The sequence below is a fragment of the Treponema pectinovorum genome (assembly GCF_900497595.1).
Lineage (GTDB): Bacteria > Spirochaetota > Spirochaetia > Treponematales > Treponemataceae > Treponema_D > Treponema_D pectinovorum.
The window spans coordinates 374,559-401,213 of sequence record NZ_UFQO01000003.1 but is presented as its reverse complement, the minus strand read 5'-3'; the positions used below and the strand labels follow the sequence as shown (position 1 = coordinate 401,213).

The window sequence follows — 26,655 nt, the reverse complement described above, 5'->3', positions numbered from 1 at the left end:
CTTTATTTAGCGCTTGCGTAATTTTTTGCAGGTCTAAAGAGCAACCAACACATTGTTGCAAAAATTGCCACTGCAACTACAAGTCCTACAATGTTGAGATTGTTTGTAAACGCGTTTCCAATTTGATTTATCATCAAACTTACTACGTATGCAAATCCACACTGGTAACCAACGGCAATCAAAGTCCACCTTGCATTGTTCATTTCGCGTTTGATTGCACCAATTGCAGCAAAACATGGCGCACACAAAAGATTGAATACTAAGAACGACATTCCGCTGATTCTTGTGAATGCAAGAGCCATATTTGTGTAAGTTTCTGCTCCACCATAGAGAATACCCATTGTTCCTACAATATTTTCCTTTGCGACAAGACCTGTGATAGAAGCAACTGTTGCCTGCCAGTTTCCCCAGCCGAGCGGACTGAATATCCAGCAAATTGCACTTCCGATTCTTGCGAGTATACTTGCATCCATTTGGTCTTCTGCGAGCATCCCAAAATGACCGTCTACCCAACCAAAGAACGAAGTAAACCATACGAATATCGTTGAAAGGAGAATGATAGTTCCTGCTTTTTTAATGAATGACCATCCGCGTTCCCACATTGAGCGCAAAACGTTTCCAACTGTTGGCATGTGATAAGCTGGAAGTTCCATTACAAATGGAGCTGGGTCGCCAGAGAACATCTTTGTTTTTTTGAGCATGATTCCAGAAACGATTATCGCTGCAACGCCGATAAAGTATGCGGAAGTTGCAATAACAGCAGAACCACCAAAAATCGCTCCTGCAATCATTGCGATAAATGGAACTTTTGCACCACAAGGGATAAATGTAGTTGTCATTATTGTCATGCGGCGATCGCGTTCATTTTCTATAGTGCGGCTTGCCATAACTCCTGGAACGCCACAACCTGTACCGATGAGCATTGGGATGAATGATTTTCCAGAAAGTCCAAAACGGCGGAAAATTCTGTCCATTATGAACGCGATTCTTGCCATGTAACCACACGCTTCGAGGAAAGCGAGGAAGATGAAAAGAACAAACATCTGCGGAACAAATCCTAAAACCGCGCCAACGCCGGCGATAATTCCATCAAGGATAAGACCTTTTAACCAATCTGCACAGCCAATAAAATCAAGACCACTTTCTACTAGAGGTGGAATACCAGAAACCCAAATTCCATAATCTGCTGGATCTGGGGCACCTTTGTATTGAGCAAGCTTTTCGATAGCGTCTTCAAAATCTTTTTTAGTAGCTTCTTCTTCGGAAGTTTCCAAAGTTTCTTCATCAACAATCACATACTTTACAGTATCTGAATCTTCAAAAGTTGAATCGAGTTCTTTTAATCCGTCAACAGCAGAATCAACATCGTAAGTTTCTGACTCTGGGTCAAGTTTAGCAGCAAGCTCTTCTGTATCAACACCTTTTGTTGCAGCAAGCTCTATAAACGAATTGATTATGTCGTCTGTGTTGCCATAATCTTCGGCTGCCTCTTCGTATTGCTGGTTTCCAATTCCAAAAAGATGGAAGCCGTCGCCAAAAAGACCATCGTTTGCCCAGTCTGTTGCTGCCGCTCCAACTGTAACCATCGAAACGTAATAAACAAGCCACATTACAAGCGCAAAAATAGGAAGCGCAAGGAAGCGGTTTGTAACTACGCGGTCAATTTTATCGGAAGTTGTAAGCGAACCTTCGTTGCCTTTTTTATAGATGCCTTTTAAAAGTTCAGCGATGTAAACATAGCGAGCATTTGTAATTAAAGATTCTGAATCGTCATCAAGTTCCTTTTCTGCAGCTGCAATGTCTTTTTCAATATGAGCAAGTTTATCCGCAGGAATATTCAATTTTTTTATGATTTTGCTATCGCGTTCAAAAATCTTAATAGCATACCAGCGCTGTTTATCGTCTGGCATTTCGTGGAGGAATGCTTCTTCAATATGTGCCAAAGAATGCTCAATAACTCCTCCAAAAGTGTGATTCGGAATTTTTGAGCCTTTTGTAGCTTCTTCGATTATCGCTTCGGCAGCATCTTTTACACCAGTGCCTTTTAAAGCAGAAATTTCTATGATTCTGCATCCTAAACGTTCAGACAGTTCTTTAATATCAATTTTGTCGCCGTTCTTTTTTACAACATCCATCATGTTTATGGCGATTACCATAGGAATGCCAAGTTCAATCAGTTGAGTTGTAAGATAAAGGTTTCGTTCGAGGTTTGTTCCGTCGACAATGTTTAAAATTCCGTCTGGACATTCATCAATAAGGTAATTTCGAGAAACAACTTCTTCTAACGTATATGGAGAAAGAGAATAAATTCCTGGAAGGTCCGTTATTGTAACATCTTTTTTTGACTTTAGAGTTCCTTCTTTTTTTTCAACAGTAACTCCAGGCCAGTTTCCTACAAACTGATTTGAACCTGTAAGTGCATTGAACAATGTTGTCTTACCAGAGTTAGGGTTTCCTGCTAATGCAATCCTCATTTAGATTACCTCCACTTCAATAATTTCAGAATCCGCTTTGCGTAAGCTCAATTCATAGCCGCGAACAGTAATTTCAACAGGATCTCCAAGAGGAGCAACTTTGCGAACATAGATTTCAATCCCCTTTGTAATACCCATGTCCATAATTCTGCGTTTTACCGCACCTTCTCCATTGATTTTCACGGTTTTAACCGTTTGACCAATTTTTGCATCTCTCAACGTCATTTGCACCTCCGTTCAAGCAGTTAAAAGGAATTTTAACTTTATAAAATGACTTTTTATTATATCGTTCTAAAAAATCAGAACGTAAATTTATAAGGAAATTTGCAAAGCAAATTCTATAAAAGAAAAGGAAAAGCATTTTTTAGATTCGCTCTTCCGAGTTATCCACAAAAGGTTGCAGGAAATTTTAATTTCCTGTAATAAGAAAGGCTAAATATAAATTGATTTTTTGCTAAATAAAAATTTTTCTTCCCATTTCTTGACTTATTGCTATGCGCGAATCCTTTACGTTTACGATAACGTTTCCGCCAATGGAAGATACTATAGAAACACTGCTACCTGGGACAAAACCCAAAGACTCTAAATGTTTTTTAACTTCGGGGCTACCGCCAACTTTTTTGATACAGTTTATCTCGCCAACTTGGGCAAAAATCAATGGCACCATATCACCCCCTTAGTGAATTAGCCACAACTAACATCATAATAAAATTAACAGCGCTTATGTAAAAAGTCAATACGTTACTTATTGCTAACGAGAGATTTTGGACTTTTCAGCAGAATTGATTTGAACATAAAAAAGGAGGGGAAAGCCTTCCCCTCGCTACAACCGCTTTCGCGTTTTCCGCTACCCTTTCTTGCGGGGGCGGAGTTTTTTGTCTGAATTGCCCCCGCAACGCCCCCAATGTTAGAAGTTTTATTCTCCGTGTTTTCTATTACAAAAAGTTCCATAAAGCAGCAGAGTAACTGCAAGCGAATCGATAATTCCAAAAATCATAAAAAACGAAAGATTTTTTGAAAAACCATCTCCACTCATAAAATACAGCGGAATACTTCCCACGATTGTTGTTAGAGAAGTTACAATTATGCTTTTTAATTTTTGCAAAAGTTTTTTTCCAAATATTTTTCCGTCCGCACCTTCAATATAGATTGCGTTATTCACGGTTATTCCACTTAAAATAACCATTCCAACAATATCTCCTGTTTCGAACGGCACAAAACTAAAAAATCTAAGCAAAACTGGCAAACAAATCGAAACTGGTATTATCGAAATGATTCTGAAAGACTTTTTAAAATCTTCAGTTAAAATCACAAGCAAAATAAAAATCGAAGCAACGGCAAAAAGAAGCATTGCTAAGAGCGTATCGTAATGTTCTTTCATCTTCGAGATTTCTCGGTCAAAACTGAAAGTGTAACCGCGCTCAAGTGGCATCTTCTCAAGTTCGCTTTTTAAAACAGAAACCGCCTTATCGGTGCTCAAATTAGAAAACTCCACTGTAAAATATGCACATCGCCTGTTATTTTTTCTAAAGATTTTTCCAGCGGAAAGTTTTTGCTCAATTTTCCCAAGGCAAGATATTTTTACTGCTGTATTTGCAAACGGCATATAAAGATTTTTCACTTTTTCTATATTTGCCTTATTCAAATCGCGACCAAAAATTTTAATGTCATATTCACGCCCGTTTTCAAGCCACTTGTCCGCAACATAGCCAAAAATCTGCCACCGCAAATTCGATGCAACCGCTTGAACACTCAATTTACCTTTTGAAAGCAAGGTTTTATCCGGCGCAAAAACATATTCAATTTCATTCTTTTTAAAATTCATCACAACGCTGTCTGCTATAGCGCTCTTTGCAATTCGTCCAGTCGTATCCTGCACAATTTGCCGACATTTTTCACTTTCGTCGCCGCTTACACAAACCGTAATTGTCGTAGTCTTTTTGTTCTTTTTGCTTTCTGCATACGGAACATAAAAAAAAGCGTCGCTTATATAGTTTTTATAGTTGTTCACGAATTTAGCACAATCTCTTCTACTTATTTTATTATTAAAACCGATTTCAATTTCCGCATTTCCTTTATGGCTCACAGTTTTTACAAAGGTGATAAAATCCTTTTCTCTAATTTTTTCTGCAATCCTGTTCACTTCTTTACTGATATACTCTGCACTCGTATTTGATTCATAATCCGCACTGCAATAAAGAACATCCATTTCGTTTTCAAGATTTAGATTTTTTCCCCCAAGCAAAAATAAAACAAAAGGAACAATCGCCATCACAAAATAGATAAACTTGTTTATGCGAGTAAATCTAGAATTACAATTCGAGCAAAATTCAGCAACTTTTCGCAGAATATCTTCATTCTTTGTTTTTTTTCGATTTTCATCCGAATAAATAAAACTTGGATAAAAGAAAATCACTATAAAAAGCGAAGAAAAAATCATAAGACAAATGCTCAAAGCGATATTCTTTGCTCCACTTACGATATTTTCTAAAAAGAACAGTGGAAGCAAGCAAAGTACAGTTGTCAACGATGAAGAAATAATTGAAGGCAAAAGCGTTTTGATTCGCTCAAAAAAATCACCACTCGTCGCGCATTCTTCTTCGGTTTCGCTTATAACCAAGGCGCAATCTGCAATAAGACCAAGAGCAATGGAAATTCCTGCGATTGTGTTTTGATTTAATGAATTTTTAAACAGAAACAAAAGCCCAAACGTCCAGACGCAATTTATAATCAAAAGTAAGAAAATCAAAGCAACGGTTTTTCTTCTATAAAAAAATGGAATTATCAAGACTACGCACAACAGACTTTCTGCAAGTGCAAGTAGAACTCTTGTCAAAAGTTCCTTTTGTTTTTCGCCGCTGTCATAGAGAATTTTAAAATCGCTCTTGTTGAAATTGCTCTCAAGTATTTTTCTAAACGATTTCGAAATTCGCATCTCGTTTGCGTCAGAAGTTTTTACGATATTTAAGAGAACTGCATTTTTGCAATCGATTAAAACAAACTCCTCCTGAGCTTTCGGCTTTAAATCTATATTTGAAAGATATTCAAGTTGAGTTAGGGAATCGTTCATCTTAACAGGAATTTTTTTTATCTGTTCAATAGAATTTATTTTTGTTTCAAAATTTACAATTTCGTTTTTTCTGTGATGTTTTATTTTTGAAGCAGAGCTTACAGCGTTAGAATCCTGAATAACACGAGCAAAGTCGTCTGGATTTTGTAATGATGCAGCACTTTTTAAGACATCAAAGTCAACTTGAACCTCTTTTAAACTCCCTCCATTTATTAGAACTTCAGAAACTCCATCTATCGCTTCAACTTTGTTTTTTATATTTTTCTCAAGAAAATCTCTCAAGTTATCTAACTCTTCAAAAGTACCAAAAAAAGCGGTCGAAATAGAACTCTTTGACTCGCTTTCTGAGCAATAAATACGAGGTTTTTGTACATCACCTGGCAGCGAATTGTACATATTTTGAGCGATATTCCTTATAGATAAATAATTTCTTTTAAAATCGCTTCGTTTATCAAAATATGCTGTCGTTACGGTTTTAGAATATTGACTGGTAGAACTCAAATCCTTTAAGTCTTCCATTTTCATTAAAAGAGATTCAAGCGGAATCAAAATGATTTCTTCGAGTTTTTTGCTGTTCATTCCAAAATAGTCAAATTCAATAGAAAAAATCTGATACTTTGAACTTTTAGAAAAGCCTTTTTCAACTTTGAATGCGCAAATTCCAAAAATCAGCGTAATTGTGATAAAGATAAAAAATAGAAAAATTTTTCTCCTGTAAAAACTTCCCTCTTTATTCACTTTTCAATCGCCTCATAAATTTTTTTAAGATTACGGGAACGACAAACAAAACCACAATCAACGAAACAAAAAGTCCACCTATAATCGCCATGCTCATTGACGAATCTGTTTTTTTTGAAAAATCAAAAGCAAAAGGAACCAAAGCAAAAATGCTCGTCAAAGTCGTAATCAAAATTGAGCGCAATTTTTGTGAACAACCATTTATCACGCTCATTTTATTTACATCTTTTAAACTTCTAATTTCCTCAAATAAAATTATTGAATTATTTACACTCGTCCCAAACAGCACAACAAGGGCGACAATGCTATTTATATTTAGAGAAAGCGATGAAATTTTTAGAGCGATAAAGGCTCCTGCAAAACAAGGCGGCAATGCGAGCAACATAAAAACAGGAATCAAAAAAGATTCAAACTGCGCACCCATCACGCAGTAAAGCAGCAGAACAACAATCAAAAGCAAGAAAACAGCATTTTTAATAAGGTTTGAAAATTCCTCTTCCTGCGGATTTATGCTCGTTGCTTTTAGACAAGCATTTTTTTCAAAAACCACTTTTTTGGCGTCTTTTCTGTTGTATCGAAAAAGAATTTTATTGTTGAGCGTTTGCTCGATTTTTCCAAGGCTTCCAATCAAAACAAAAGATTCGCCTGCGACGACGGCACAATTTTCAAGGTCAAAGGCAGAAGTGATTGTTTCTTCGCTGTATTTTACAAGGACAGGAATCTGCCTGCCATTTTTATACAAGGGCGAAGAATAGACACCTTCAAGACAGTTTTTTGCCGTTTGTGAAAGAGCAAGTGCGCTTATGTTAAATCTTGATAAGGCGCTCCTGTCTGGAATGAAACTGTATTCATGAACATAACTTTCTGGCTCATAAGATAAGATTTCTTTTTTATTTTGTGATATTAACTCTTCCAATTTTTCAAGGGTATTTTCTGTAACGATTGAACTTTTTAGGTCGAATTTTAAAAGTTTTTCTAAAATGCTCCTTTCATTTTCGATAGAGATTTTTAATTCAGATTTTTCGCAAATTTTTTGAAGTGATTTTTTTGCCGCTTCTTGATTTTTTGTCTTACATTTTAAAATCATCACCTCTTTTCGCAAAGACTCATCGCTCAACGAGATAAAATCGTCATCTTCAATTCCGCAAATAACGCTAGCATCGATAAAATTTTCATCTGCAAGCAGCAAGGACGTTATTTCAAACGCATCTTTTTTTATGACAGACAGCCTTGTGTTCTCTCCGTAAAAGAGCTTTGCATTTATGACATTACCTTTTAGCACAGGGAAAATCTCTTTCTTTACAGTTTTTATGCAAATGAAACTCACTATCAAACACAAAACAAAAATCAAAACGATTATGATTTTAGACGCAAAAAACATCCCGAGCGATTTTTTGTAAAAATTTTCAAAAACCGCGATTGAAGTTCCCGTTTTTTTTACAAGTTTTTTTTCGTCATGCAAGAGGCTCAAAATCGCTGGTACATAGATGAGTGCAAGCACGCAAGAAAAACCGATGGAAGCTATAACGCTTACTGCCATATCAGAAAATAACTTTCCAAATATTCCTCCCAAAAAGAAAAAAGGAACAAAAACAACAACAGTAGTCAAAGTTGAACCAATACTAGAAAGTTTAATTTCTTTTACGCCTTGAACAATAGCTTCCTTTGTATTTTTGGCTGCGAGTTTTTTTTGTACATTTTCCAAAGCGACAACAGTGGGGTCAATCACCATGCCAATTCCAACGGTCAAGCCTGCAATAGAAAGCAGGTTTAATGATTTTCCACAAAGACTTAAAACCAAAACAGAAAAAAGAACTGTCAAAGGCAAAATTGAACATGCGATAAAGCAAATCCTAAAAGAACGCAAAAATAAAAACAGGACAATCGCTGTGATAAAACAGCCCACAAAGGCAGAAACTAAAAGATTTTTTAACGATGAAACGAGTTCCCAAGAAGAATCAGAAATTATTTGAAATTCAAAACTACTTTTATAAAGTTCATTTAGCCGAGCAACTTGTTTTTTTATTTTCCTAGAAACTTCGATAGGAGAAGAATCTGCCTTTTTAAATATTTTAAAACCGACTACTTCTTTTCCGTTATAGATAAAGCAACTTTTTTGTTCTGCAAGAGAATTTTTAATCTTCGCGACATCACCAATCTTAACAAGTCCTTTTTCTGTATAAGAAAGCGGACAATCTTGAATTTCAAAAACTGAATCAAAAAGTCCATTTGTTTTTAATAGGATTTCTTTATTGCCCTCATAGATTATTCCTGCTGGATAGTCAACATTTGAACCATAAAGAATTTCACTAATGCTTTCCAAAGTTAGCCCCATACTTTCAAGTTTCGCCTTATCTGCAATCACATGGACTTCACTCTTTTCTCCGCCAGAGATACTCACCCAACTCACGCCGTCAATGCGTGCAAAAGTTCCTTTAATCTCGTTGTCACCAATATAACGGCAATATTCCATATCGTTGTCAAAAGCTCGCATTGTAACAGTCAAAACACAATCACTATCTGGCGTAAAAAATTGCACTTCAGGTTTTGAACAGCCTTTTGGCAAAATCTCATAGCATTCATCTATTATTTGAGCACACTGGGTAAAGGCAACAGACGAATCTGTACTCCAACCAAGTTCAATAACGACAAGCGTAAGTCCATCTCGCGTAACAGAAGAAATATTTTTAAGTCCTTTTAGAGAAACAAGCGAATCTTCGAGATTTACTGTAACAAGTTTTCGCATTTCATCGGCACGCACGCCTTCGAAACAAGCATTCACCAAAAGGTATCTCTCGTTAAGCTTTGGAATATAATCAAAAGAAATATTTGTAAGTGCAACTATTTCGCATAAAATCAAAAGCAGTAACGACATTAAAACGCTTAGTGGGTGCTTTACACAGAATTTAATCATTTTTGATTTTTTGCCCCTCTCTTATAAATGGCGAAGGTTTATCGATTAAATTTTCCCCTTCAACAAGTCCATCTTTTACAAAGATAAATCCATCTTTGCGGCGGAATATCTCTACAGTTTTGGCAATAGCATAACCATTTTGAACTGTAAAAATTTTTGCCTTATCGCTGCTTTCTGAAAGGATTGCACTTTCACTAAAGCACAAAGTCTCTTCTGATTTTTCTTTGTCAATAGAACATTTTACAAACATTCCTGGCTTTAATTTATTTTGCTCATTTTTGATTTTAGCCTTTACCATAAAGTTCCCGCTGGAAACATCTGCAATCGGGCTTATTTCGCAAATCACAGAAGATTCTTTTTGGTTCAATGATGGTATCTCAAGGTTTATATTCTGTCCCTTTTCAAAATTAACCATATCTTTTTCTTGAATGTAAATTTGGGCAAAAACGGATTGAGTATCTATTATTGTCGTCAATTTTTCATTTGCACGAATATATTCTCCATTTGAATAATAATTTTGCCCAACAATTCCACTGCATGGACTTTTTACAACCAATTCGTCCATAAGGTAATTGATTGATTCGAGTTGTTGCTCAGCAGATTTTACCTGACTTTGTGCGCTTTCAATTTCGCTCAATTTTGACAAAGTATTGAGTTTTAGGAGCTGTTGTTTTTTTTCTTGGGGATTAGACGAAGGCACAATTCCAGCAGAAATCAAATCCTCATCGCGTAATCCAAGTTCTGAAATTTCATATTCTTTTTCCAATACTTCAATTTCAGTTTGAAGCCCCCTTATCTGTGTTTCCAGCAATTTTATAGAAGAATCTGTAACGCCGCCAATTTTATTTAGAGCTTTTTTGTTTTCTAAAGTTTTTTCTTGAAGCTGTTTTTCAATTTGTTTTTGCTCTATGTTGAGTTTTGATTTTTCCAAGGCGATAAGCCTGCTTTCTATATTTAAAATCGTTTCTCGCATTCCAGATTCCACATATTTTAGAGATGATTTTGCAGAATCTAGATTTGATTCATATTGTTTTTTCTGAACTTCCAACTGCACATTGTAAAGCCGCGCAATAATTTGATTCTTTTTTACAAAGTCGCCCTCTTTTACAATAAAATCATTTATCTTTCCTTCTACCAAAACCGTTACATCGTTTTTATCTTTGTAAGAAACTGTTCCAAAACTTTCGAGTTTGTTTTGGAGTAGTTTTTTTTGCACAAGCGTAAAAGAATAAGAGTCGCCTGTTTTTTCTTCATCTTTAGGATTAGACAAATTCGTATCGAGGCAAGAGTAAAATGCAATTAGAACGATTAAAACAAAAATAAGATAAAAAGTTTTTTTTATAAAATGCATTCGCGTAATCCTCCTGATTGAACATTTATAAAAATTTCAATTTCTCTAATTAAATTTTTTAACTTAATTTTTGACTGTAAAATTTCTGTCAGAGTTTTTGCATGCTCTTCAAGTTCCTCAAGATAATCGAGTCGCTTGATTTCGCCGCGGTTTACACTTTCTCTGCTCACCAAAAGATTCCGTTCTTCAAGCTGTTCTGTTTCTTTGAGCCGTTCGAGGTTATCAATTAAATCATCATAATCCGCAGTTTTTTCATAAAGCTTTTCATATAAAACATTCAGATTTTCACCAAACTGCACACGAGAATATCGAAGGTTTAACTCGTTCTTTTTTTTGTCTGCAAAATACTGTGGTTGCCCTTTTACAGAAAAATCTACGGAATTATTTACCCCACAAACTTTTTTGTCTTTAATCTCATATCCATTCGAAAAAGAAACAGGAATAAGTGTATTGTTCAAAAAATCAACTTTAATCTTTGCACTATACGACGGTTGGGTTAGCGGATAATCTGTTCCAGAAAAATGAATTCCGCCTTCAAAATAAACTTGCGGAAGAAAATATCTTTTTGAAAATTCATCTTGTTTTTGACTGTAATAAAGCGACATTCTGTTCTTTTTTATTGAAAGATTGTTTCGCTGGCAAACATTCCACAGTTTTTCTAATTTTTCTTCTAGATATCGGGGAAAATCATTTTCGTTTATAGCCTCGCTTTCGAGGAAAAAATCAACATCTTTGCTGTATCCCAAAGAGATTTTCAACTTTGTTAAAGCCTTTTTATAATCGCGTTTTGTCTGTTTTGTTTGATCTTTTATCTTTTTTACGTTTATAAAATATTTTAGGTAATCGTTTTCTAACACTTCGTCTAGTTCATATTCTGTTTTTATGATTTGTAATTCAAGTTCTGCATTCCTTTCAAGATTTTCTTCAATTTCAATTTTTTTCAGCAGCAAAAGGCATTCAAAATATTGATTTGAAATTTCGAGTTTGTAGGAATTTAACTCCTGCTCAAATTCCTTTAATTCATAGAATGAAGTTGCTTTATTAAAATCGTAAGTGAGTTTTGTTTTTCCGCCGTCAAAAATAAGCTGCCTTAAAGAAATCGCAATAGTTTTTGAGTGCGTATCATAAGCTTGAGTTTTTATGGAATCGCTTTCGTTAAAGTTAAAATCAACAGAAGGCAAAAAGCCTCCAAAAGAAAGCTCGCTACTTTTTTTTGAATACTGCAACGAAAGTTCTCTTAATCTATTGGATTTAGAATTTGCGACTGCAATGCATTCCGCTTCGCTGCTTGAAGAAATGGCTATTCTATCTTTCGCAAAGCAATCTATATATAGAAGAGAAAATAAAACTAAGAACAAAATTTCTTTTGATTTCATTTAACTTTTTTACAACAATCCAAATAATCGTTTACATCCGCACAGAGAACTCTACAAAGCGAATGCTGAACAGAACTTGAAAGCACAGAATTTGCAATATTTTTGTAATAGCCTTTTTGGAAAACAAAATTTCCGCTTTCATCTTGCAAGGTATAAAACATAAATAGAGATGTTTTTTCGTTGAGTGCTTTGCTAAAAGAGCGTTGATTTATTTTTATGCTTAGACGAAGTGCATTTTCCGCATTTTTTGAATTTTTAAGCATTGACTGGCATATTTGCCAAAACTGATTGCTCAAATCACCTTCAAAAACCTTTTCAACATTGACCTCAACTTCATCAAGCGTTATGCGATATTCAGTTTTTGTCTGTGGCAAAATAAAATTCACACTAGATTTTGGAAAACTTGCACAACTTGAAACGAGTCCAAAAACGATTGCAACAATCAAAATTAAAATTGCCGAATTAAAAATAGATTTTTTCTTTTTCATAAGAGTCCTTAAAAAAATTATTTATTAAACTTAAAGATTTTTTCTTCTTTCATCGTGTTTCCCAAAGTGTCAGAAATTGACTTATCAAGGTGAAAAGTTATAATTCCGTTTGAATCAGAATTTTTTACTTTTAGGCACACTTTTATAACGCTAAGGTTGAAATATGCTTCGCCGCAAAATTGAGTAAGCAAGTTGTCTATGAATTCAGTAACGTAATTTTCTTTTGTTATCTTGCGTATATTTTTCAAAGTGATTTCTACCGCTCGATTTGTTACAGACGTGCTAAAATTTTCCATAACAGAAAACTCGTCGATTCCATCGCTCAAATTTGAAGTATCAAAGATGAGGTACAAAGCCGAATCTTGCTCTTCGCCTTTTTTAAAGGTTTCGACATTAAAAACTGCATAACCAAAATTATTTTGTTCATCAAACACAAAAACATCGCTATCATCATGTTCATTAGAATTCCATCTTTTTACTTCCAAGAAGCCTTTTACAAAACGAACATTCATAAAATCTTGGTTGTCAAAAATTAGGCTGAATCTAAAATCATTTTGCGTTTTAAGCTCTGAATCGTCTTTTATTCCTTTTCTAAGCCAAAGGGCGTATCTGTCATTCCAACAAATATCATTAAAACTTAGAGTGATAGAATTTTCGTTTGGATAATCGATTTGAGTTTTATAAGAAAGCGAAGGAACAAAGGTCAAGAAATTGGAAAAGGTCGAAAAATCCATTTTTTTTGTAAACTCAATTCGCAATTTGCTGTCTTTTGTTAAAAAAGATTGCTGACTTTCATCCTCGACAACTATTTTTTCTTCACCTTTTAAAAGAAAAACTTTATATTCTGGAAACTCATTGCTTTCTTTATAAACAAAGCTTGAATTGAATTCATTTTTTAGATTGTTGCGGCACAAATCCTCCAACGCAGTAGAGATATTTATTAGGTATTCTGTGTTTGCCTTTAATTCTTCTGCTAAAACGAGTTTTGCAATTTTATTTCCGTCTTCAAATTCCAAGCAATATTGACAAGCAGGACTGATAGAAAACGCCTTTTCAAAAGATTGCGTATCGACTGTCTCTGAAAATTCTATCGCAATTTCGCTTATACTTTTGTTTACTTTTTCTTCGTTAAACGGAGAAATCTTTGCAACAAACGGAGCAATTTTTTCGTTCCGAGTAGAAAATTCTTCGATAAAAGTTTTTTTCAAAGAGATTCCGTCCGCAGATTCAAGGTTTGTGTCTATCGTTACAACATAATCGCAATTTGCTTTGAGTTCACCATCTATAAAAAATTTATAAGAGTCATCTTCTTTCTTTAAAATAAAACCTGTACTTTTATTGTCCCTCGTAACTTTAAATGCCTTTAAAAGAGATTGCTCGTTTATTTCTTGATTAAATTTTACGATTACGCTTTGACTGTCGTATTTAAAATTTTCAATTTTTAATTCTGAAAAAAACATATCTGAACAACTGCTAAGTACAAGCGCAGAAAAAAGCGATAAACAGAAAAAGCTTAAAGCACTTGAATATTTACGCATTGACTTGCCTCCAGATACTTTCCGTTTTCGGTTTTGATTCCGTTTGAACCGCCTACAATTTTTAAACGATAGGTTGTGTTCACCTCTGCTGTGGATTTTGTGATTTTTTCATAAATGAGTAGAATTTCATTTCGTTCTTGATTCCAAGTTGCACTTAAATTTACAGGAGCCTTGGACGAAGATGGAAACAGGAGTGAAAATTTGATTTTATTTAGAGACTCGTAGAGTTTTTCTTTTGATATTGAATCGCTGAATTTTACGCTGATTGAAAGTTTGAGTTCATTTTCATCATTATTCTCGGCTTCATCTTCATCGTTGTTTTCATCCGCTCCTATTTGGATCAATGAAGGAAAATCGGTAAATTCCTTTTGATTTATTGTGATTTTCTCAATTTTTAGATAATCATAAATGCTTTTAAAACTGACTCGTTTTTTTTGCGAAATATACTGTCCCAAAAGATTTTTTGCTTCTTTTGAAATGCTCGCCGTATAAGCTGTCTTTAATTTATAAAAATCTTCTGTAACATAGACAAATTTATTTTTTTCATCTTTTAGTTGAATCAAAGTGCCGGATATTTCAGGCGAAATTGAAAAGGCATTCTTTATCGAATTAAAATCCATCTCCTGATTAAAAATTAAACCAATTCCCATCTTTCCACACAAAACGCTGTCAAATTCATCCTGAGTAAACCAAAGCCAAGATCTGCTGTCATTTGAATTGCATAAAACAGGATTAAAAGAAAGGAGCTCCACCTTATCGAAAAAGCGCTGCGTTTTAAAACTTCCGCTTATCGCTTTATTTAATACCCAGTCATCTTCAGAAATTAAAGAATCCACAGTATAGCGATAGTTTTCGTTTATCTTCCATTTATCTTTTGGTTTTATCGTAAAAATTGTTCCGTCTTCGCTTTGAATAACATCGAATTCCGTATGCGGAGAGAGAGAAAAATTTTGTGTAAACAACGCTTTATTCACGCTTTTGTTGAATTGCAAATAAATTTCGTATTTTTGATTTACATCTTTTTCATCTTTACAGTCTGAAACGAGTTTGAACTCTTCTCCTTTTTTCCCATAATTAAAAGAAAAATAGGAATAATCTATAAAACTCCCACCATTTTTTAAGTAAAAAGTTCCATCGATATGAATTTCGTATTGATTTCCTTTTATAAAATTTTCCTTAGGCTTTACAAAAAGAGTATTCTCTTTCCAAGTAAAAACTGGCTCGCAGGAATTTTTATTTTTTAACAAGGTTACATTCTTTTCTGCAAGCAGTTTTTCAACTTCTTCGCTAAATTCAAATTGGACTTCCTGTTCTGAAAACCAGCCTTCTTCTGAACTTGAAACGAGATTGACTTCGTATTCTTTAAACGAAATAAAGTTACAGCCGTTAAGAACAAAAAAAGATACGAAAAATATAAAGTTTTTGAAAATTGAAAAGCGATTTTTCAAAACGCGCCACCTTTTTTTAGTGCAGCTCTGATATTTTGTATTTGCTGTGGCTGCAAACTTAAAACTTCTGCCTTTTTTAAACATTCATCTGCTTTTTTAGGCAAAGCCAAAATCATATAAAGTTCGCAAAGTTCAAGTTGCAAAAGTGCTGATTCATCAAGCAGTTGCTCTGCTTTGTGGCACATAAAAAGTCTTTTATCCTGCTCGTCTTTGGCTGCATACAAAACAGAATACAGATAATAAAACCTGTAATCCGCTGAATTAAATTTTATTTCTGATTTTAAAAGGGTTTCCGCTTCGTCATATTTTTTTAAGGCGATAAGATTGCGCACTTGATACAACTTTGCGTCCGTATATTTGGGATATTTTTTTAAAAGTGATTTTAATATTTTTTTGCTTTCTTCATACCGCGCTGTAAAAAAAAGATTTTTTGCCTGTAAGAGTTTTGCTTCAAAAAAACTCGTATCCTGCTTTGCCGCTTTTTTACAGTACAAAATTGATTTTTCAAAATCTTGTTTTTCAAAAGCTTCTACTGCGCTTATGTAGTCTTTTTTGCTTTGAGTTTTGTCGTTGCAGGAAACAAAAAACAACGCGATAAAAACGCAAAACATAAAACTGAAAATAAATTTACTTCTATTTTGCACCATTTCTATCCTGACTTTTGTATTTGTTTTTTAAGTGTTCATAAGTTTTTAAAGAAAATTGATCTGCCCTGTCTGGAAAAAGCGAATAGGTTTCTCTAAACACCGCTAAAGACTCTTCTTCTTTATCAACTGCAAAAAGAAGCCTTGCGTATAAATAACCGTAAATCTTGCCTTCTTTTTCTACATTCCAGGCATTTTGTGCATAAAAAAGCGCATTTTGAATGTCTTTTTTCCATACGTAAATTGCTGAAAGGCAGGCGAAAAGTTTTGATTTGTCCTTTGCGCTTGCTTTAAAGCCTGCTTTGAAAATTTGATTGGCGCTTTGTAAATATTCAAAACTTCGCTCGTATTGAAGTGAATAAAGATATTTTTCGCCCTTATCCAGATTTTCTTTAAAAAGTTCTCTCTCTTTGTTCTGGCAACCTGTGCCGAATAAAAAACTTATTGCAATCAGTAAAATGCCTGCCTGTTTTAATCTCATACACGCTCCATTTTCCTTTGCTATACAATTTGAGTTGATTGAGCGAATTTACATATTTTTGTGAAAATAAAATTTTTATTTTTTGCGTTAGCGCTGGTAGGGGCGGTGCAACCGGCCACCACAGCGAGCATAAGCGAGCGAGGAGGCTGGAGCGCAAGCGGAACCCCGAACATAGCGACGGTGAAAAACGAAGTTTTGCATCGAACGCCCAAATAGCCATAATGAAAAATTCGCACCACTTTACACAAGGTCAGCGAATTTTTATAATCGTTTGCGTACCGGGGTGCTATCTGCTTTTGCAGTTGCTGAGATTAAACCCGCAGAGCTTCGTATGAAGTTCAAACCTGATCCAGATAATACTGGCGGAGGAAGATATGCAACGTCACATCTTTAAATTTATTCCATTTTTTTTAATTTTTGTTTTTATTCTTAACGGCTGCTCTAAAAAAGCAGACCTCGCTCAAAGCCGTGCTAAAGATGTTGTAGTTTATACTTACGACAGCTTTTGCGGTGAATGGGGAGCAGGTCAGGCTATTGCCAAAAAGTTTACAGAAAAGACTGGCTTAAAAGTTACCTATGTAGACTGTGGCGACGGCGTGCAGATTTTGAGCCGTTCTGTTTTAGAAAAAGACAACCCTTATGTCGATGTAATTTTGGGTCTGGACAACAATCTAGCTTTAAAAGCGCAAAACGAAGATATTCTTGAATCTTATAAACCACAAGGCATAGAAGAAATTCCAGAAAATCTCGTTGCAGCTTTGGGAGATAAAAATCTTTTAACTCCTTACGATTATGCCCCATTTGCTTTTATTTACGACACAAAGTCTAAAATTGAACCTCCAAAATCTTTGGATGACCTTACAAATCCTCAATACAAAAAAAAGATAATTTTGATGAATCCTCGCACTTCTACTCCAGGGCTTGGCTTTGTAACTTGGACTTATGCCGTAAAAGGCGAAGAATTTGAAGATTTTTGGAAAGCGCTTAAACCTAATATCTTAACTATGGCACCAGGTTGGAGTGCAGGATATGGTCTGTTCTTAAACGGAGAAGCACCTTTAGTTATAAGTTACTCTTCAAGTGCTGCCTACCACTATGAATACGATAAAACAGACCGCTATAAAGCACTTATTTTTAGCGATGGACATATAATGCAGGTTGAAGGTGCAGGATTGGCAAAAAATGCTCCAAACAAAAAAGGTGCAAAACTGTTTCTGGACTTTTTAATTTCGAAAGAAGCACAAAGCGAAATTCCTTTAAAACAATGGATGCTTCCTGCAAATAAAACTGTAGAACTTCCAGCATCCTATATACAAGCGTGCCCTACACCACAAAAACTTCTCTCTTATGATGCAACACTTGCAACTGGTGCTGTAGAAAGGATTATGGATATCTTAAATAAATAAAAGTTCAATTTTAGAGCGATTTTGTTATTTTTTGTCAAATTTTGTTTTTCGTTTTTAGAGTATAATGCTTAAAAACGAATGTCGTTTCAAAATAAGAGGCACACTTGCAATCGAACGCTGTGTGCCTGTTTTTTAATCTATGATTTTTCTTAAAGCACTAAGCATATTTTTTGAAAATCGATTCACATCAATCGCTTTTTTTACAATAGTTCAAGCACTTCTTTCTACATTAGTAGCAGTGGCGGTTTGGCTTTTTTCTGCTTTTTTTGTAGCAAAAAAAAATTTTTCCCCAAAAAAAATTTTTATTTTGCTTTCTGCGGTTCCTCTTTGCATACCTTCACTTTTAATCGCTTTGGGTTATGTCAGTTTTTTTGGAATTTCTGGCTCTGTAAACCGCATCTTTATGTATGTAACAGGCAACTCCTCTCCTCCAATAACTTTTTTGTATTCGTTTTGGGGAATTATAATCTGCCACGGTTTTTATAACTTTCCTTTGGTGATGAGCACGGTTGCAAGCAACTGGGAAAGGCTTCCACAGGAAGAAGAACAGGCCGCCCGCCTTTTAGGAGCAAATTCTTTTAAGATATTCAAAACTATAACAATTTACAAATTGATGCCGTCGTTGGTTAGCGCTTGCATTCCTGTTTTTTTGTACTGTTTTTTTAGTTTTATGATAGTGCTCTTATTTGGTTCAATAGGAACAACAACCTTAGAAGTAGAAATATTCCAACTAGCAAAAGTGAATTTAGATTTTTATTCTGCATTTCGCCTTGCAACAGCAGAAACTTCAATCGCTTTAATCTTCGTCTTTGCCTACACTTTTTTAGAACAAAAATCTTCTGCTTTAAAAGGCATTTCGTTTTCAAGCGAAAATTCAAAAAAAGAAAAATTAAATGCACCTGAAAAAATCATCGCAATCGCATTTTTCGCTACAATCGCAATATTTTTTTTAGGACCGCTGTTTTCAATCTTTATAAACGGTTTTATGACAAAGCAAAAAACTTCTATTCTTACGCTCTCAAATTTTATCTATATTTTTAGAACCGCATCTTTTTGGAATGCTATAAAATGGACGGTTTTAACTTCCACACTCGCAGGTTTTTTCTGTGCACTTACAGCGTTTTTATATGCAATAATTTTGCGCAAATTTGACCGCAACGGCAAGCTTTTTATATTTCGCATAATTCCAATAATACCAATGGCAATTTCTAGCGTGGTAACAGGCTTGATTCTTACAGCTTTTATAAAAAAAGGAAATTTTTTGATTTTAGTCCTTGCTCAAACGGCATTAAACTGGCCAATAGCATTTAGACAGATATTTGCAGATTTTTCAAAACTCAAAAATACGACAGAAGATGCAGCAAAACTTTTAAGCAAAAAAAACAGTCAGATAATTTTTAAAATCTATCTTCCAATCTGCAAAAAAGCATTTTTTCGCTCTGCTGGATTTTGCTTTGCCCTTAGCGCAGGGGATGCAACGCTTCCGCTAGTGCTTTCAATTCCAAAGTTTGACACGCTCTCACTTTACATCTATCGCCTAGCAGGAACTTATAAATTTCACCAAGCATGTGCAACAGGTTCAATTTTAGCATTAATGTGTACGACAGTTTTTTATCTTTCAAGAAAAAAGGAGCGCAATTAAATGTTACGACCCGCTTTTGCTCCAATAAGCCGCAAAAATAAAAAACAGCGGCTTATTTCCGACGCAATCGGGGCTAAGTTTTTTTGTAGACAAAACAATTATGTACTTTAAAGCAATGAATTTAAAAAAGGAATGGAACGACTTTACTCTCGACGCTAGTCTTGAATGCGAAAAATCGACGATGACAACCATTTTAGGGTCTTCTGGTTCAGGAAAATCCACACTCCTAAGAATAATAGCAGGTCTTGAAAAATGCGATGGAGCAAAACTTTTTCTCGACAAAAAAGATATTTCATCAGTAAAAATTCGCGAGCGTGGAATTGGAATGGTTTTTCAAAGTCCAAGTCTTTTTGCACACCTTACAGTAGAAGACAACGTTGCCTATGGTTTAGTCTGTCAAGGTATAAAAAAGAAAGATGCGCGATTACAAGCAAATGAATTCTTAAAAAAATTCAACTTAGATGGATTTTCAAAACGTTCTCCAGAAACTTTAAGCGGTGGCGAAGCACAAAGGGTAAGCCTTGCCCGTACCTTGATAGTAAAACCTCGATTAGTTTTATTTGACGAGCCACTTTCTGCGCTAGATGCACCTTTAAGAAAAAAACTCGCACAAGAAATTCGAACACTACAAAAAGAAATTGGTTTTACAGGGATAATGGTTACTCACGACATTGCAGAAGCAAAGCAGGTAAGCGATAAAATCATTCTTTTAAAAAGCGGCAAAATTGTCTGGCAGGGCTTAGCAAAAGACTTTAGCGAAGAGCTTATGCAGTAAAAATTCTACTTTAAAAATAATACGCTTATTGCACCCAAAAGGCCGCAGCTTGCCAAAGTCATTATTATCGCGGCAATAAAAACCCCTGCTAAAACAGAAAGAACAGTTTGCTTTGGCTTCATATCCAAAAGGCTCGCTGCAAGAGTTCCTGTCCACGCTCCAGTTCCTGGCAATGGAATTCCCACAAAAAGCATAAGCGCAAAAAACAGGCCTCGCCCCGCTTTTTCTTCAAGTTTTTTTCCGGCATGGCTTCCTCTAATTAAAAAAAACGAAAAAACAGGTCCTATCACTTTTTTATCTGCACCCCATTCAAGAACCTTTCGTGCAAAAAAATAGATAAATGGAACAGGAAGCATATTGCCAATCATAGAAACCAAATTTATCAAAACTATATATTTAACAGGAAGAGTCTGCCCCTCTGCAACATTCAAAAAAACAGAAAAGAGTGCAACACCAACAGGAATTGCACCTCTCAACTCAATGAGCGGAACCATAGAAATAAAAAAAACAATCAAAAAAATCTTAAACATGTGGCGATTATAATTGAAGCATAGAATTTGAACAATCAAACGGGTAACCAAAAAACAAAGTTTTTGTTATATTTATATCATTCAATAAAAAATCAAAGGCTGGAGAATTTCTGCCTTTGTTTAAATATTTGGGGGAAAAATGATAGAAGTTTCTGCCTTGTCCAAGCAATTTGGAACTTTTAAAGCTGTCGACTCGATAAGTTTTTCAATTCCGACTGGACAGATTGTGGGTCTTTTAGGTCCTAATGGTGCTGGAAAATCCACAACTATGCGTATGGTTACAGGTTTTTTAAAACCTAGTTCTGGAACAATAAAAATCGACGGAGTCAATATAGAAGAAAACAGCGTCCAATGCAAAAAAAAGATTGGCTACATGCCAGAAAGTGCTCCGCTTTACAGCGAAATGCTCGTAGAAGATTATCTGAAATATGTGGCGCAGATGCAAAATCAAAATCCTGAGGAAAAGATTCCTGTTTTGTGTAAGGAATGTGGCTTAAAAGAAGTCATGCACAAAAGCATAGCGGAATTAAGCCGTGGATACAGACAGAGAGTCGGTTTAGCACACGCTTTAATGAATAATCCAGAAATCTTGATACTAGACGAACCAACTTCTGGGCTCGATCCAAATCAGATTGGAGAAGTGCGTGCGTTGATAAAAGAAATCGGCAAAACGAGAACCGTAATAATTTCTACACACATCTTGGGAGAAGTGGAAACTCTCTGTGACCGCGTAATAATAATTTCTGGCGGAAAATTAGTTGCAGATAGCCCTACAAAAGATTTAAGAAGCCGTTACGGAAGTTCTGCAACGGTTTTGGTACAGGCAGGCGGCTGCAATTTTAAAGAATTAGCAGAAGTTTTAAGCAAAGTTGATTTTGCAGGCGAAATAACACAGGAAACTCCAGACGAAATTCCAGAAGAAAACTGTGCAACAGCCATTGTAGCAGTAAAAAATGATAAAGAAATAAGACCTGCAATTTCAAAGGCTGTGAATGCAGCAGGTTTAAATCTTTATGAGCTTTCTATAAGGCGCAATTCTTTAGAAGATATCTTCCATTCATTGACAGAAGAATAAGGGGAATAAGATGAAAGATTCAACAAAACCTAAAAATCCAATTTTTGTAATAACAGGGCGCGAAGTTATGTCTTATTTTTTAAGTCCAATCGCATACATAGTTGCAGGACTTTTTGTGGGAGCGTCTGGCTTTTTATTTTTTAACACATTTTTTCTTGCAAACAGGGCAGAACTTAGAAACTTTTTTTCACTGCTTCCAATTTTATTTTCGTTTTTCATACCAGCGTTAACGATGAAAATGTTTTCCGAAGAAAAAAAATCTACATCGATAGAAACGCTTTTGACGCTTCCTGTAACAGTTACGCAAGTTGTGGTAGGAAAATTTCTTGCTTCGTTTATCTGTGGCTTGAGCCTTCTTGCTCCTTCGCTTTTTTATGCTTTAACCTGCTTTATTTTTGGAACTCCCGACGTAGGACCTATGATTGCAAGTTATTTGGGGTCATTCTTATTGCTCGCCTCGTTTTGTTCAATAGGACTTTTTGCTTCTTCAACGACAAAAAATCAAATCGTGGCGTTTTTTATTGCGTTTTCAATCTGCATTGTTTTAACGCTCTTAAGCAACTTTGCAATTTTTTTACCAGCAATTCTCGTAAGGCCGGTTGCCTTTCTTTCAGCATCAAATCATTTTGAATCTATAAGCCGTGGAATAATAGACAGCCGCGACATAGTTTACTTTGCATCCTTAACCTTTATTTTTATCCTGCTCACTGTAAAAAGCATAAAAGGAGGACAGGAATAATCATGAAAAAATTTATCGACTACATAAAAAATCCAAAGAGCGATTTTATCCTCGCTCTGATTGCAATCCTTCTTTTAAATCTTGTAATGTCAAAAGCATACTTTAGGCTGGATTTAACATCTCCTCGTTCGTATTCGCTTTCTGAATCCAGCAAACAGATTGTAAAAACTTTGGAAGAACCGCTTTCTGTAAAAGTATTTTTTTCAAAAAATCTGCCAGCTCCTTACAACAGCGTGGACACTTATATAAAAGATCTTTTGCAGGAATACAAAAATGCTGCAAATCACAATTTTTCCGTAGAATTTTTTGATATGGAAAAAGATGAAAATCAAAAAATCGCCTCTGGTTACGGTTTGAATCAAATACAGATTCAAGAATTGAAAAATAACGAAGTGGGCTTTAAACAGGCCTGGATGGGACTTACCATAAGTTATGCAGACAGAACAGAAAATATAGATTCAATAACATCTTCTGAAGGACTTGAATATTCGCTTACAACTGCAATGAGCCGCCTCATAAGCACAACTTCCGCACTTGCAGGTTTAAAAGGAAAAGCAAAACTCACGCTCTATTCAACAAAAAAACTCTCGCAATTCAACATAAGCGGTTTTAAAAATCTTGAACAGACAGTTTCTGCCGCTTACAAAGAAGTAAACAAAAAAAATATGGATAGAATCGACTTTGAAGTTGTAGATCCGCCAGAACAAGAAATTCCACAACTTTCACAGCGCTACGGAATACAAAGCATTAACTGGACTTCTAAAGACGGCGATGGAAATGCGATTTTAGGTCTTGTGCTCCAATACGACGGAAATTTCAGGACGCTACCCGTAAGAATGACCAGAAGTTTTTTTGGGAACGGAATTTCAGGGCTCGATACTTTAGAAGAAGACCTTGCAGAAAATTTAAAGAGCCTTGTTTCTAAACCGAATGTGATTGGTTATGTAAAAGGCCATAGGGAACTTGAACTTGCACAGACAGACGGTTACGAGCAAACTGCGGCAACTTTTAACTCTATAATTTCCGACAGATACGAATTTAAAGAATTAAACTTAAAACAAGAAATTCCTTCTGGAATAAAATGCATAGTTGTAAATGGTCCAAAAGATAAATTTGAAGATGAAGAACTTTACAGATTAGACCAGTTTTTGATGCAGGGCGGAAATCTCGTATTCTTTGCGGATAGCTTTGAAGAAATTCTTCCACAGGGACAAGCCGCATACTACGAAATGCCACAATACAAAAAAACAGAAACCGGACTTGAAAAACTCTTTTCAAAATATGGACTTTCCGTCGGAAGCGATTATGTAATGGACGAAAACTGCTATGTAAATCAGGATGCACGTTCCGGCTCAACTCCGCTGTATTTTGCTCCGCTCTTGCAAAAGTCAAATATGGACAGAAAAAATCCAATCACAAAAAATCTGGGTTATGTAATAATGCTGCAAAATAGTTCCATCGATGTTTCCGAAGCGATAAAGGACAAAGACATAAAAACTACGATTCTCGCCCGCTCTTCAAAAAAATCCTGGCTTTTACAGGACAAGGTTACCGCAATTCCGCAGATGATAAGAAAACCTGCTGATTCTTCTGCTATGAAAAGTGAAAATCTTGCCGTTTTATTAGAAGGAAAATTCAAAAGCGCTTTTGAAGAAAATCCAGAGCAAAAAACTTCGGGAGAAGTAAATTTTAGTAATCACTATTCAAAGAGCGTACAAAACGGAAAAGTTTTTGTGGTTGGCACTTCAAAAATAACGACAGGGCAGGTGATGGACGAAAGTGGCAAGCAGCCAGTTGCAATGTTTGTAAGAAACACGATTGACTATATGAACGGCGAAGCCGACCTTGCAAACATGAGGACAAAAGGCTTGAGTTTAAACACTCTGCGCGCAAAAAATGGGGCACTCGTTCAATTTGTAAAGTATTTTAATCAGTTTGGGCTTGTTGTTCTGGTTGCCCTTGCAGGCTTGATTTCGCTTTTAAAATTCAATGCAAGAAAAAATGCAATCAGGCAGAAATACAATCCAGACGATGAGCGCGAAATAAAAAATTAGAAAATTAAATTGACAAAATTTTAAGGAAATATAGAAGATGAAATCGAGAAAAATATTTTTATTATCAGCGATTGCAATCCTTGCAGCGATATATGCGGTTCAACTTGTAGTTTCAAATCGCTCGCCTGTAAAAACATACAAGTTAAAAGAAAAAATAGACTGTCTCCAGATAAAAAATCAGGACGGGATTATAAAACTTTCTTTAGAGGGCGGACTTTGGTATGTTGGCGATGAAAAACAGGCGGCAGACGACAAAAAAGTCCAGGAATTGACACAGGCAATTTCTTCGATAAAAACATTGGGAATTATAAGCCGCTCTTCTGCAACGAGCGAATTGGAACGATACGGATTTTTAGACAACACTGCGATGGAATTGACGGCATTAAAAAATGGAAAAACCGTAAGAAAAGTGAATATCGGAAAATCTGGTTCTGCTGCAAACACAGCTTATATTCAAATTGACGGTTCACCAGAAACACAACTTTCAACAGGAAATCTACGCTCAATTTTTTCTGTAAAAGCAGAAGACTTAAAAATGAAAGTTGAAAACAATTTGCAAGAAAAACCACAAGAAAATCCAAACGAACAGATGCCTGTTCTAAAAGAATAGAATACAGAAAATACTCCAAAACTGTCAGCATTGCTTGTAGGTCGCACCTCATGTGCGACGAATGCGGCAGGGTCTACTTGTAGCCCCGCTGCCCGCCTGCGAGCTTACAGCAGCAAGGGGTTGGAGTGGCGGCACTGCCGTCGACCGCAGGAGCAAAGCGACGAGGACGATGAGCGTTAGCGAAGGGTGCAAAGCCCGATTTTTGCGAAACGAAGTGGAGCAGCAAAAAGCCGCCCAATTTATAAAATGCAAGTTCTGCTTTTTGTGCTTGTTAAATAAGCAATTTTAATTTTTGTGGAAGACATTCATAATGGATTTTTTCCAAATTGCCAAAAAGTTCGCCGTCCGTGTGGCTTATTGTTGCTGGCGAAGAAAAAACATCCAAAGTTTTTGCATCTCTTGTAAAAAAGCCTTTGATTAAATGCTGTTTTGCTGCCAGAAGAAATGGAAACGCAAAAAAACACTTCCATTTGGGAATTCTCGCCGCAAGCGTAAAACTCAATTTGCCGTCGTTCGCTGTCGCATTTGGCGCCATTGGAACTCCACCGCCCTCGCACGGAAAATTCATCGCTGCCAAAAATATCGCTCTGTCAAACTCCTGCAAAGGTTCGCCGTTAAAACTCAATTTAAAATTACAGGTTTTCATCGAAAACAATGTTTTTATTGTCAGTAGTGCATAACTCATTGAATTTAAGTGAAGCTTGTTCATAAAAACTTTTATCTTGGAAGTATTTATTCCTGTTCCAACGATTGCATTCAGCCCAAAGCCAGACGATATTGCAAAAATTCTTCGCCTGCCTCCAGAACTCACTATTCCTAAATCTATATTTTTTGTTTGTTTTGAAGATAAAATCATTCGCGTAATTTTTTCTACATCTTTTAGTGGAAGTTTTAAGCCACGGCAAAAATCGTTGCCAGAACCTGTCGGAATTACGCCAAATTTTATTCGCTCAAAACTTCGTATTCCATTCAAAACCTCGTTTACAGTTCCGTCGCCGCCAACAACTACTAGGCGAATGTCGTCGTCTTCCAGTTCTGAAATATGCTCTGCCAGAACAGCGGAATAACCTTTGCATTCTGGCACAAATTTTTGATATTTTATTTTTTGTTCGTCCAAAACAGATTGAACTCGCTCCCAAGTTCTGCGCGCCTGCCCTGAACCGCCGTATTCGTTCACTATAAAGTAGTACATAGTTTGATTTTAAAGCAGAAATAAAACCAGTTCAAGCGAGGAATATCAAAAGGAGATTTTGCATAGATTTCGGCTGCGTTTTAATTTATAAAACTCTCTTGCATTTTAAC

21 protein-coding genes are annotated in these 26,655 nt (G+C 35.6%); 7 read left to right on the top strand and 14 right to left on the bottom strand.

The window, feature by feature from the left end:
- Positions 1 to 2: 2 nt before the first annotated feature.
- The 12 genes from feoB to FXX65_RS06290 form a co-directional block, all read right to left on the bottom strand.
- Positions 3 to 2,474 carry a ferrous iron transporter B gene (feoB, locus tag FXX65_RS06345; protein ID WP_147615571.1) on the bottom strand — a complete coding sequence of 824 codons (2,472 nt, stop codon included), beginning with the start codon at positions 2,472 to 2,474 and terminating at the stop codon, positions 3 to 5.
- The gene (locus FXX65_RS06340) at positions 2,475 to 2,699 is read right to left on the bottom strand and encodes a FeoA family protein (protein WP_147612886.1); all 225 of its coding nucleotides are present in this window, start codon (positions 2,697 to 2,699) and stop codon (positions 2,475 to 2,477) included.
- Positions 2,700 to 2,928: 229 nt separating this feature from the next.
- Positions 2,929 to 3,141, bottom strand: coding sequence for a FeoA family protein (locus FXX65_RS06335; RefSeq protein ID WP_147612887.1), 213 nt, complete (start codon positions 3,139 to 3,141; stop codon positions 2,929 to 2,931).
- A gap of 249 nt (positions 3,142 to 3,390) precedes the next feature.
- On the bottom strand, positions 3,391 to 6,282 hold the full coding sequence (locus FXX65_RS06330; RefSeq protein WP_147615570.1) for an efflux RND transporter permease subunit: 2,892 nt from the start codon (positions 6,280 to 6,282) through the stop codon (positions 3,391 to 3,393).
- Positions 6,275 to 9,196, bottom strand: a complete 2,922-nt coding sequence (locus FXX65_RS06325) for an efflux RND transporter permease subunit (protein WP_147615569.1) — start codon at positions 9,194 to 9,196, stop codon at positions 6,275 to 6,277. The genes FXX65_RS06330 and FXX65_RS06325 overlap by 8 nt, the downstream gene beginning before the upstream one ends.
- On the bottom strand, positions 9,189 to 10,547 hold the full coding sequence (locus FXX65_RS06320) for an efflux RND transporter periplasmic adaptor subunit (RefSeq protein ID WP_147615568.1): 1,359 nt from the start codon (positions 10,545 to 10,547) through the stop codon (positions 9,189 to 9,191). Before FXX65_RS06320 ends, FXX65_RS06325 begins: the two co-directional genes overlap by 8 nt.
- Positions 10,535 to 11,923: a TolC family protein gene (locus tag FXX65_RS06315; RefSeq protein ID WP_147615567.1), complete on the bottom strand. Its 1,389-nt coding sequence runs from the start codon at positions 11,921 to 11,923 to the stop codon at positions 10,535 to 10,537. The genes FXX65_RS06320 and FXX65_RS06315 overlap by 13 nt, the downstream gene beginning before the upstream one ends.
- Positions 11,920 to 12,411 (bottom strand): hypothetical protein, encoded by a 492-nt coding sequence (locus FXX65_RS06310; protein ID WP_147615566.1) that lies wholly within the window; start codon positions 12,409 to 12,411, stop codon positions 11,920 to 11,922. The genes FXX65_RS06315 and FXX65_RS06310 overlap by 4 nt, the downstream gene beginning before the upstream one ends.
- A 17-nt stretch (positions 12,412 to 12,428) precedes the next feature.
- On the bottom strand, positions 12,429 to 13,949 hold the full coding sequence (locus FXX65_RS06305; RefSeq protein ID WP_147615565.1) for an Ig-like domain-containing protein: 1,521 nt from the start codon (positions 13,947 to 13,949) through the stop codon (positions 12,429 to 12,431).
- Complete coding sequence (locus FXX65_RS06300; RefSeq protein WP_147615564.1) at positions 13,925 to 15,397, bottom strand: Ig-like domain-containing protein; 1,473 nt, start codon at positions 15,395 to 15,397, stop codon at positions 13,925 to 13,927. Before FXX65_RS06300 ends, FXX65_RS06305 begins: the two co-directional genes overlap by 25 nt.
- Complete coding sequence (locus FXX65_RS06295; protein WP_187116232.1) at positions 15,394 to 16,008, bottom strand: tetratricopeptide repeat protein; 615 nt, start codon at positions 16,006 to 16,008, stop codon at positions 15,394 to 15,396. Before FXX65_RS06295 ends, FXX65_RS06300 begins: the two co-directional genes overlap by 4 nt.
- A 22-nt stretch (positions 16,009 to 16,030) precedes the next feature.
- Entirely contained in the window at positions 16,031 to 16,522 is a 492-nt protein-coding gene (locus FXX65_RS06290; RefSeq protein ID WP_147612896.1) for a hypothetical protein, read from the bottom strand.
- A gap of 374 nt (positions 16,523 to 16,896) precedes the next feature.
- Here FXX65_RS06290 and FXX65_RS06285 point away from each other — a divergent pair, with 374 nt between their 5' ends.
- The 3 genes from FXX65_RS06285 to FXX65_RS06275 all read left to right on the top strand — a co-directional run bounded on the left by FXX65_RS06285 (position 16,897) and on the right by FXX65_RS06275 (position 20,345).
- The gene (locus FXX65_RS06285; protein ID WP_147615562.1) at positions 16,897 to 17,928 is read left to right on the top strand and encodes a thiamine ABC transporter substrate-binding protein; all 1,032 of its coding nucleotides are present in this window, start codon (positions 16,897 to 16,899) and stop codon (positions 17,926 to 17,928) included.
- Between the two features lie 139 nt (positions 17,929 to 18,067).
- On the top strand, positions 18,068 to 19,570 hold the full coding sequence (locus FXX65_RS06280) for an ABC transporter permease (RefSeq protein WP_147615561.1): 1,503 nt from the start codon (positions 18,068 to 18,070) through the stop codon (positions 19,568 to 19,570).
- A gap of 100 nt (positions 19,571 to 19,670) precedes the next feature.
- Positions 19,671 to 20,345, top strand: a complete 675-nt coding sequence (locus tag FXX65_RS06275) for an ABC transporter ATP-binding protein (protein WP_147615560.1) — start codon at positions 19,671 to 19,673, stop codon at positions 20,343 to 20,345.
- A 5-nt stretch (positions 20,346 to 20,350) separates the two neighbouring features.
- On the opposite strand, the gene FXX65_RS06270 is transcribed toward FXX65_RS06275, so the two are convergent.
- The gene (locus FXX65_RS06270; protein WP_147612900.1) at positions 20,351 to 20,875 is read right to left on the bottom strand and encodes a COG2426 family protein; all 525 of its coding nucleotides are present in this window, start codon (positions 20,873 to 20,875) and stop codon (positions 20,351 to 20,353) included.
- Between the two features lie 139 nt (positions 20,876 to 21,014).
- Between FXX65_RS06270 and FXX65_RS06265 the strand changes: the two genes are divergently transcribed.
- The 4 genes from FXX65_RS06265 to FXX65_RS06250 are packed head-to-tail and all read left to right on the top strand — an operon-like array spanning position 21,015 to position 25,353.
- Complete coding sequence (locus FXX65_RS06265; RefSeq protein WP_147615559.1) at positions 21,015 to 21,950, top strand: ABC transporter ATP-binding protein; 936 nt, start codon at positions 21,015 to 21,017, stop codon at positions 21,948 to 21,950.
- 10 nt (positions 21,951 to 21,960) lie between these two features.
- The gene (locus tag FXX65_RS06260) at positions 21,961 to 22,689 is read left to right on the top strand and encodes an ABC transporter permease (protein WP_147615558.1); all 729 of its coding nucleotides are present in this window, start codon (positions 21,961 to 21,963) and stop codon (positions 22,687 to 22,689) included.
- Between the two features lie 2 nt (positions 22,690 to 22,691).
- A complete protein-coding gene (locus tag FXX65_RS06255) occupies positions 22,692 to 24,743 on the top strand; it encodes a GldG family protein (RefSeq protein ID WP_147615557.1) in 2,052 nt (683 codons plus the stop codon).
- Positions 24,744 to 24,780: 37 nt separating this feature from the next.
- Positions 24,781 to 25,353 carry a DUF4340 domain-containing protein gene (locus FXX65_RS06250; protein ID WP_147615556.1) on the top strand — a complete coding sequence of 191 codons (573 nt, stop codon included), beginning with the start codon at positions 24,781 to 24,783 and terminating at the stop codon, positions 25,351 to 25,353.
- Positions 25,354 to 25,624: 271 nt separating this feature from the next.
- Here the strand turns inward: FXX65_RS06250 and FXX65_RS06245 are convergent, their stop codons facing one another.
- Positions 25,625 to 26,545 carry a diacylglycerol/lipid kinase family protein gene (locus FXX65_RS06245; protein WP_147615555.1) on the bottom strand — a complete coding sequence of 307 codons (921 nt, stop codon included), beginning with the start codon at positions 26,543 to 26,545 and terminating at the stop codon, positions 25,625 to 25,627.
- Between the last annotated feature and the right edge of the window lie 110 nt (positions 26,546 to 26,655).

Coding starts and splice junctions, on each gene's coding strand:
- feoB (WP_147615571.1), bottom strand. CDS start 2,474: ATGAGGATTGCATTAGCAGGAAACCCTAACTCTGGTAAGACAACATTG.
- FXX65_RS06340 (WP_147612886.1), bottom strand. CDS start 2,699: ATGACGTTGAGAGATGCAAAAATTGGTCAAACGGTTAAAACCGTGAAA.
- FXX65_RS06335 (WP_147612887.1), bottom strand. CDS start 3,141: ATGGTGCCATTGATTTTTGCCCAAGTTGGCGAGATAAACTGTATCAAA.
- FXX65_RS06325 (WP_147615569.1), bottom strand. CDS start 9,196: ATGATTAAATTCTGTGTAAAGCACCCACTAAGCGTTTTAATGTCGTTA.
- FXX65_RS06320 (WP_147615568.1), bottom strand. CDS start 10,547: ATGCATTTTATAAAAAAAACTTTTTATCTTATTTTTGTTTTAATCGTT.
- FXX65_RS06315 (WP_147615567.1), bottom strand. CDS start 11,923: ATGAAATCAAAAGAAATTTTGTTCTTAGTTTTATTTTCTCTTCTATAT.
- FXX65_RS06310 (WP_147615566.1), bottom strand. CDS start 12,411: ATGAAAAAGAAAAAATCTATTTTTAATTCGGCAATTTTAATTTTGATT.
- FXX65_RS06305 (WP_147615565.1), bottom strand. CDS start 13,949: ATGCGTAAATATTCAAGTGCTTTAAGCTTTTTCTGTTTATCGCTTTTT.
- FXX65_RS06295 (WP_187116232.1), bottom strand. CDS start 16,008: ATGTTTTGCGTTTTTATCGCGTTGTTTTTTGTTTCCTGCAACGACAAA.
- FXX65_RS06290 (WP_147612896.1), bottom strand. CDS start 16,522: ATGAGATTAAAACAGGCAGGCATTTTACTGATTGCAATAAGTTTTTTA.
- FXX65_RS06285 (WP_147615562.1), top strand. CDS start 16,897: ATGCAACGTCACATCTTTAAATTTATTCCATTTTTTTTAATTTTTGTT.
- FXX65_RS06280 (WP_147615561.1), top strand. CDS start 18,068: ATGATTTTTCTTAAAGCACTAAGCATATTTTTTGAAAATCGATTCACA.
- FXX65_RS06275 (WP_147615560.1), top strand. CDS start 19,671: ATGTACTTTAAAGCAATGAATTTAAAAAAGGAATGGAACGACTTTACT.
- FXX65_RS06270 (WP_147612900.1), bottom strand. CDS start 20,875: ATGTTTAAGATTTTTTTGATTGTTTTTTTTATTTCTATGGTTCCGCTC.
- FXX65_RS06265 (WP_147615559.1), top strand. CDS start 21,015: ATGATAGAAGTTTCTGCCTTGTCCAAGCAATTTGGAACTTTTAAAGCT.
- FXX65_RS06260 (WP_147615558.1), top strand. CDS start 21,961: ATGAAAGATTCAACAAAACCTAAAAATCCAATTTTTGTAATAACAGGG.
- FXX65_RS06255 (WP_147615557.1), top strand. CDS start 22,692: ATGAAAAAATTTATCGACTACATAAAAAATCCAAAGAGCGATTTTATC.
- FXX65_RS06250 (WP_147615556.1), top strand. CDS start 24,781: ATGAAATCGAGAAAAATATTTTTATTATCAGCGATTGCAATCCTTGCA.
- FXX65_RS06245 (WP_147615555.1), bottom strand. CDS start 26,545: ATGTACTACTTTATAGTGAACGAATACGGCGGTTCAGGGCAGGCGCGC.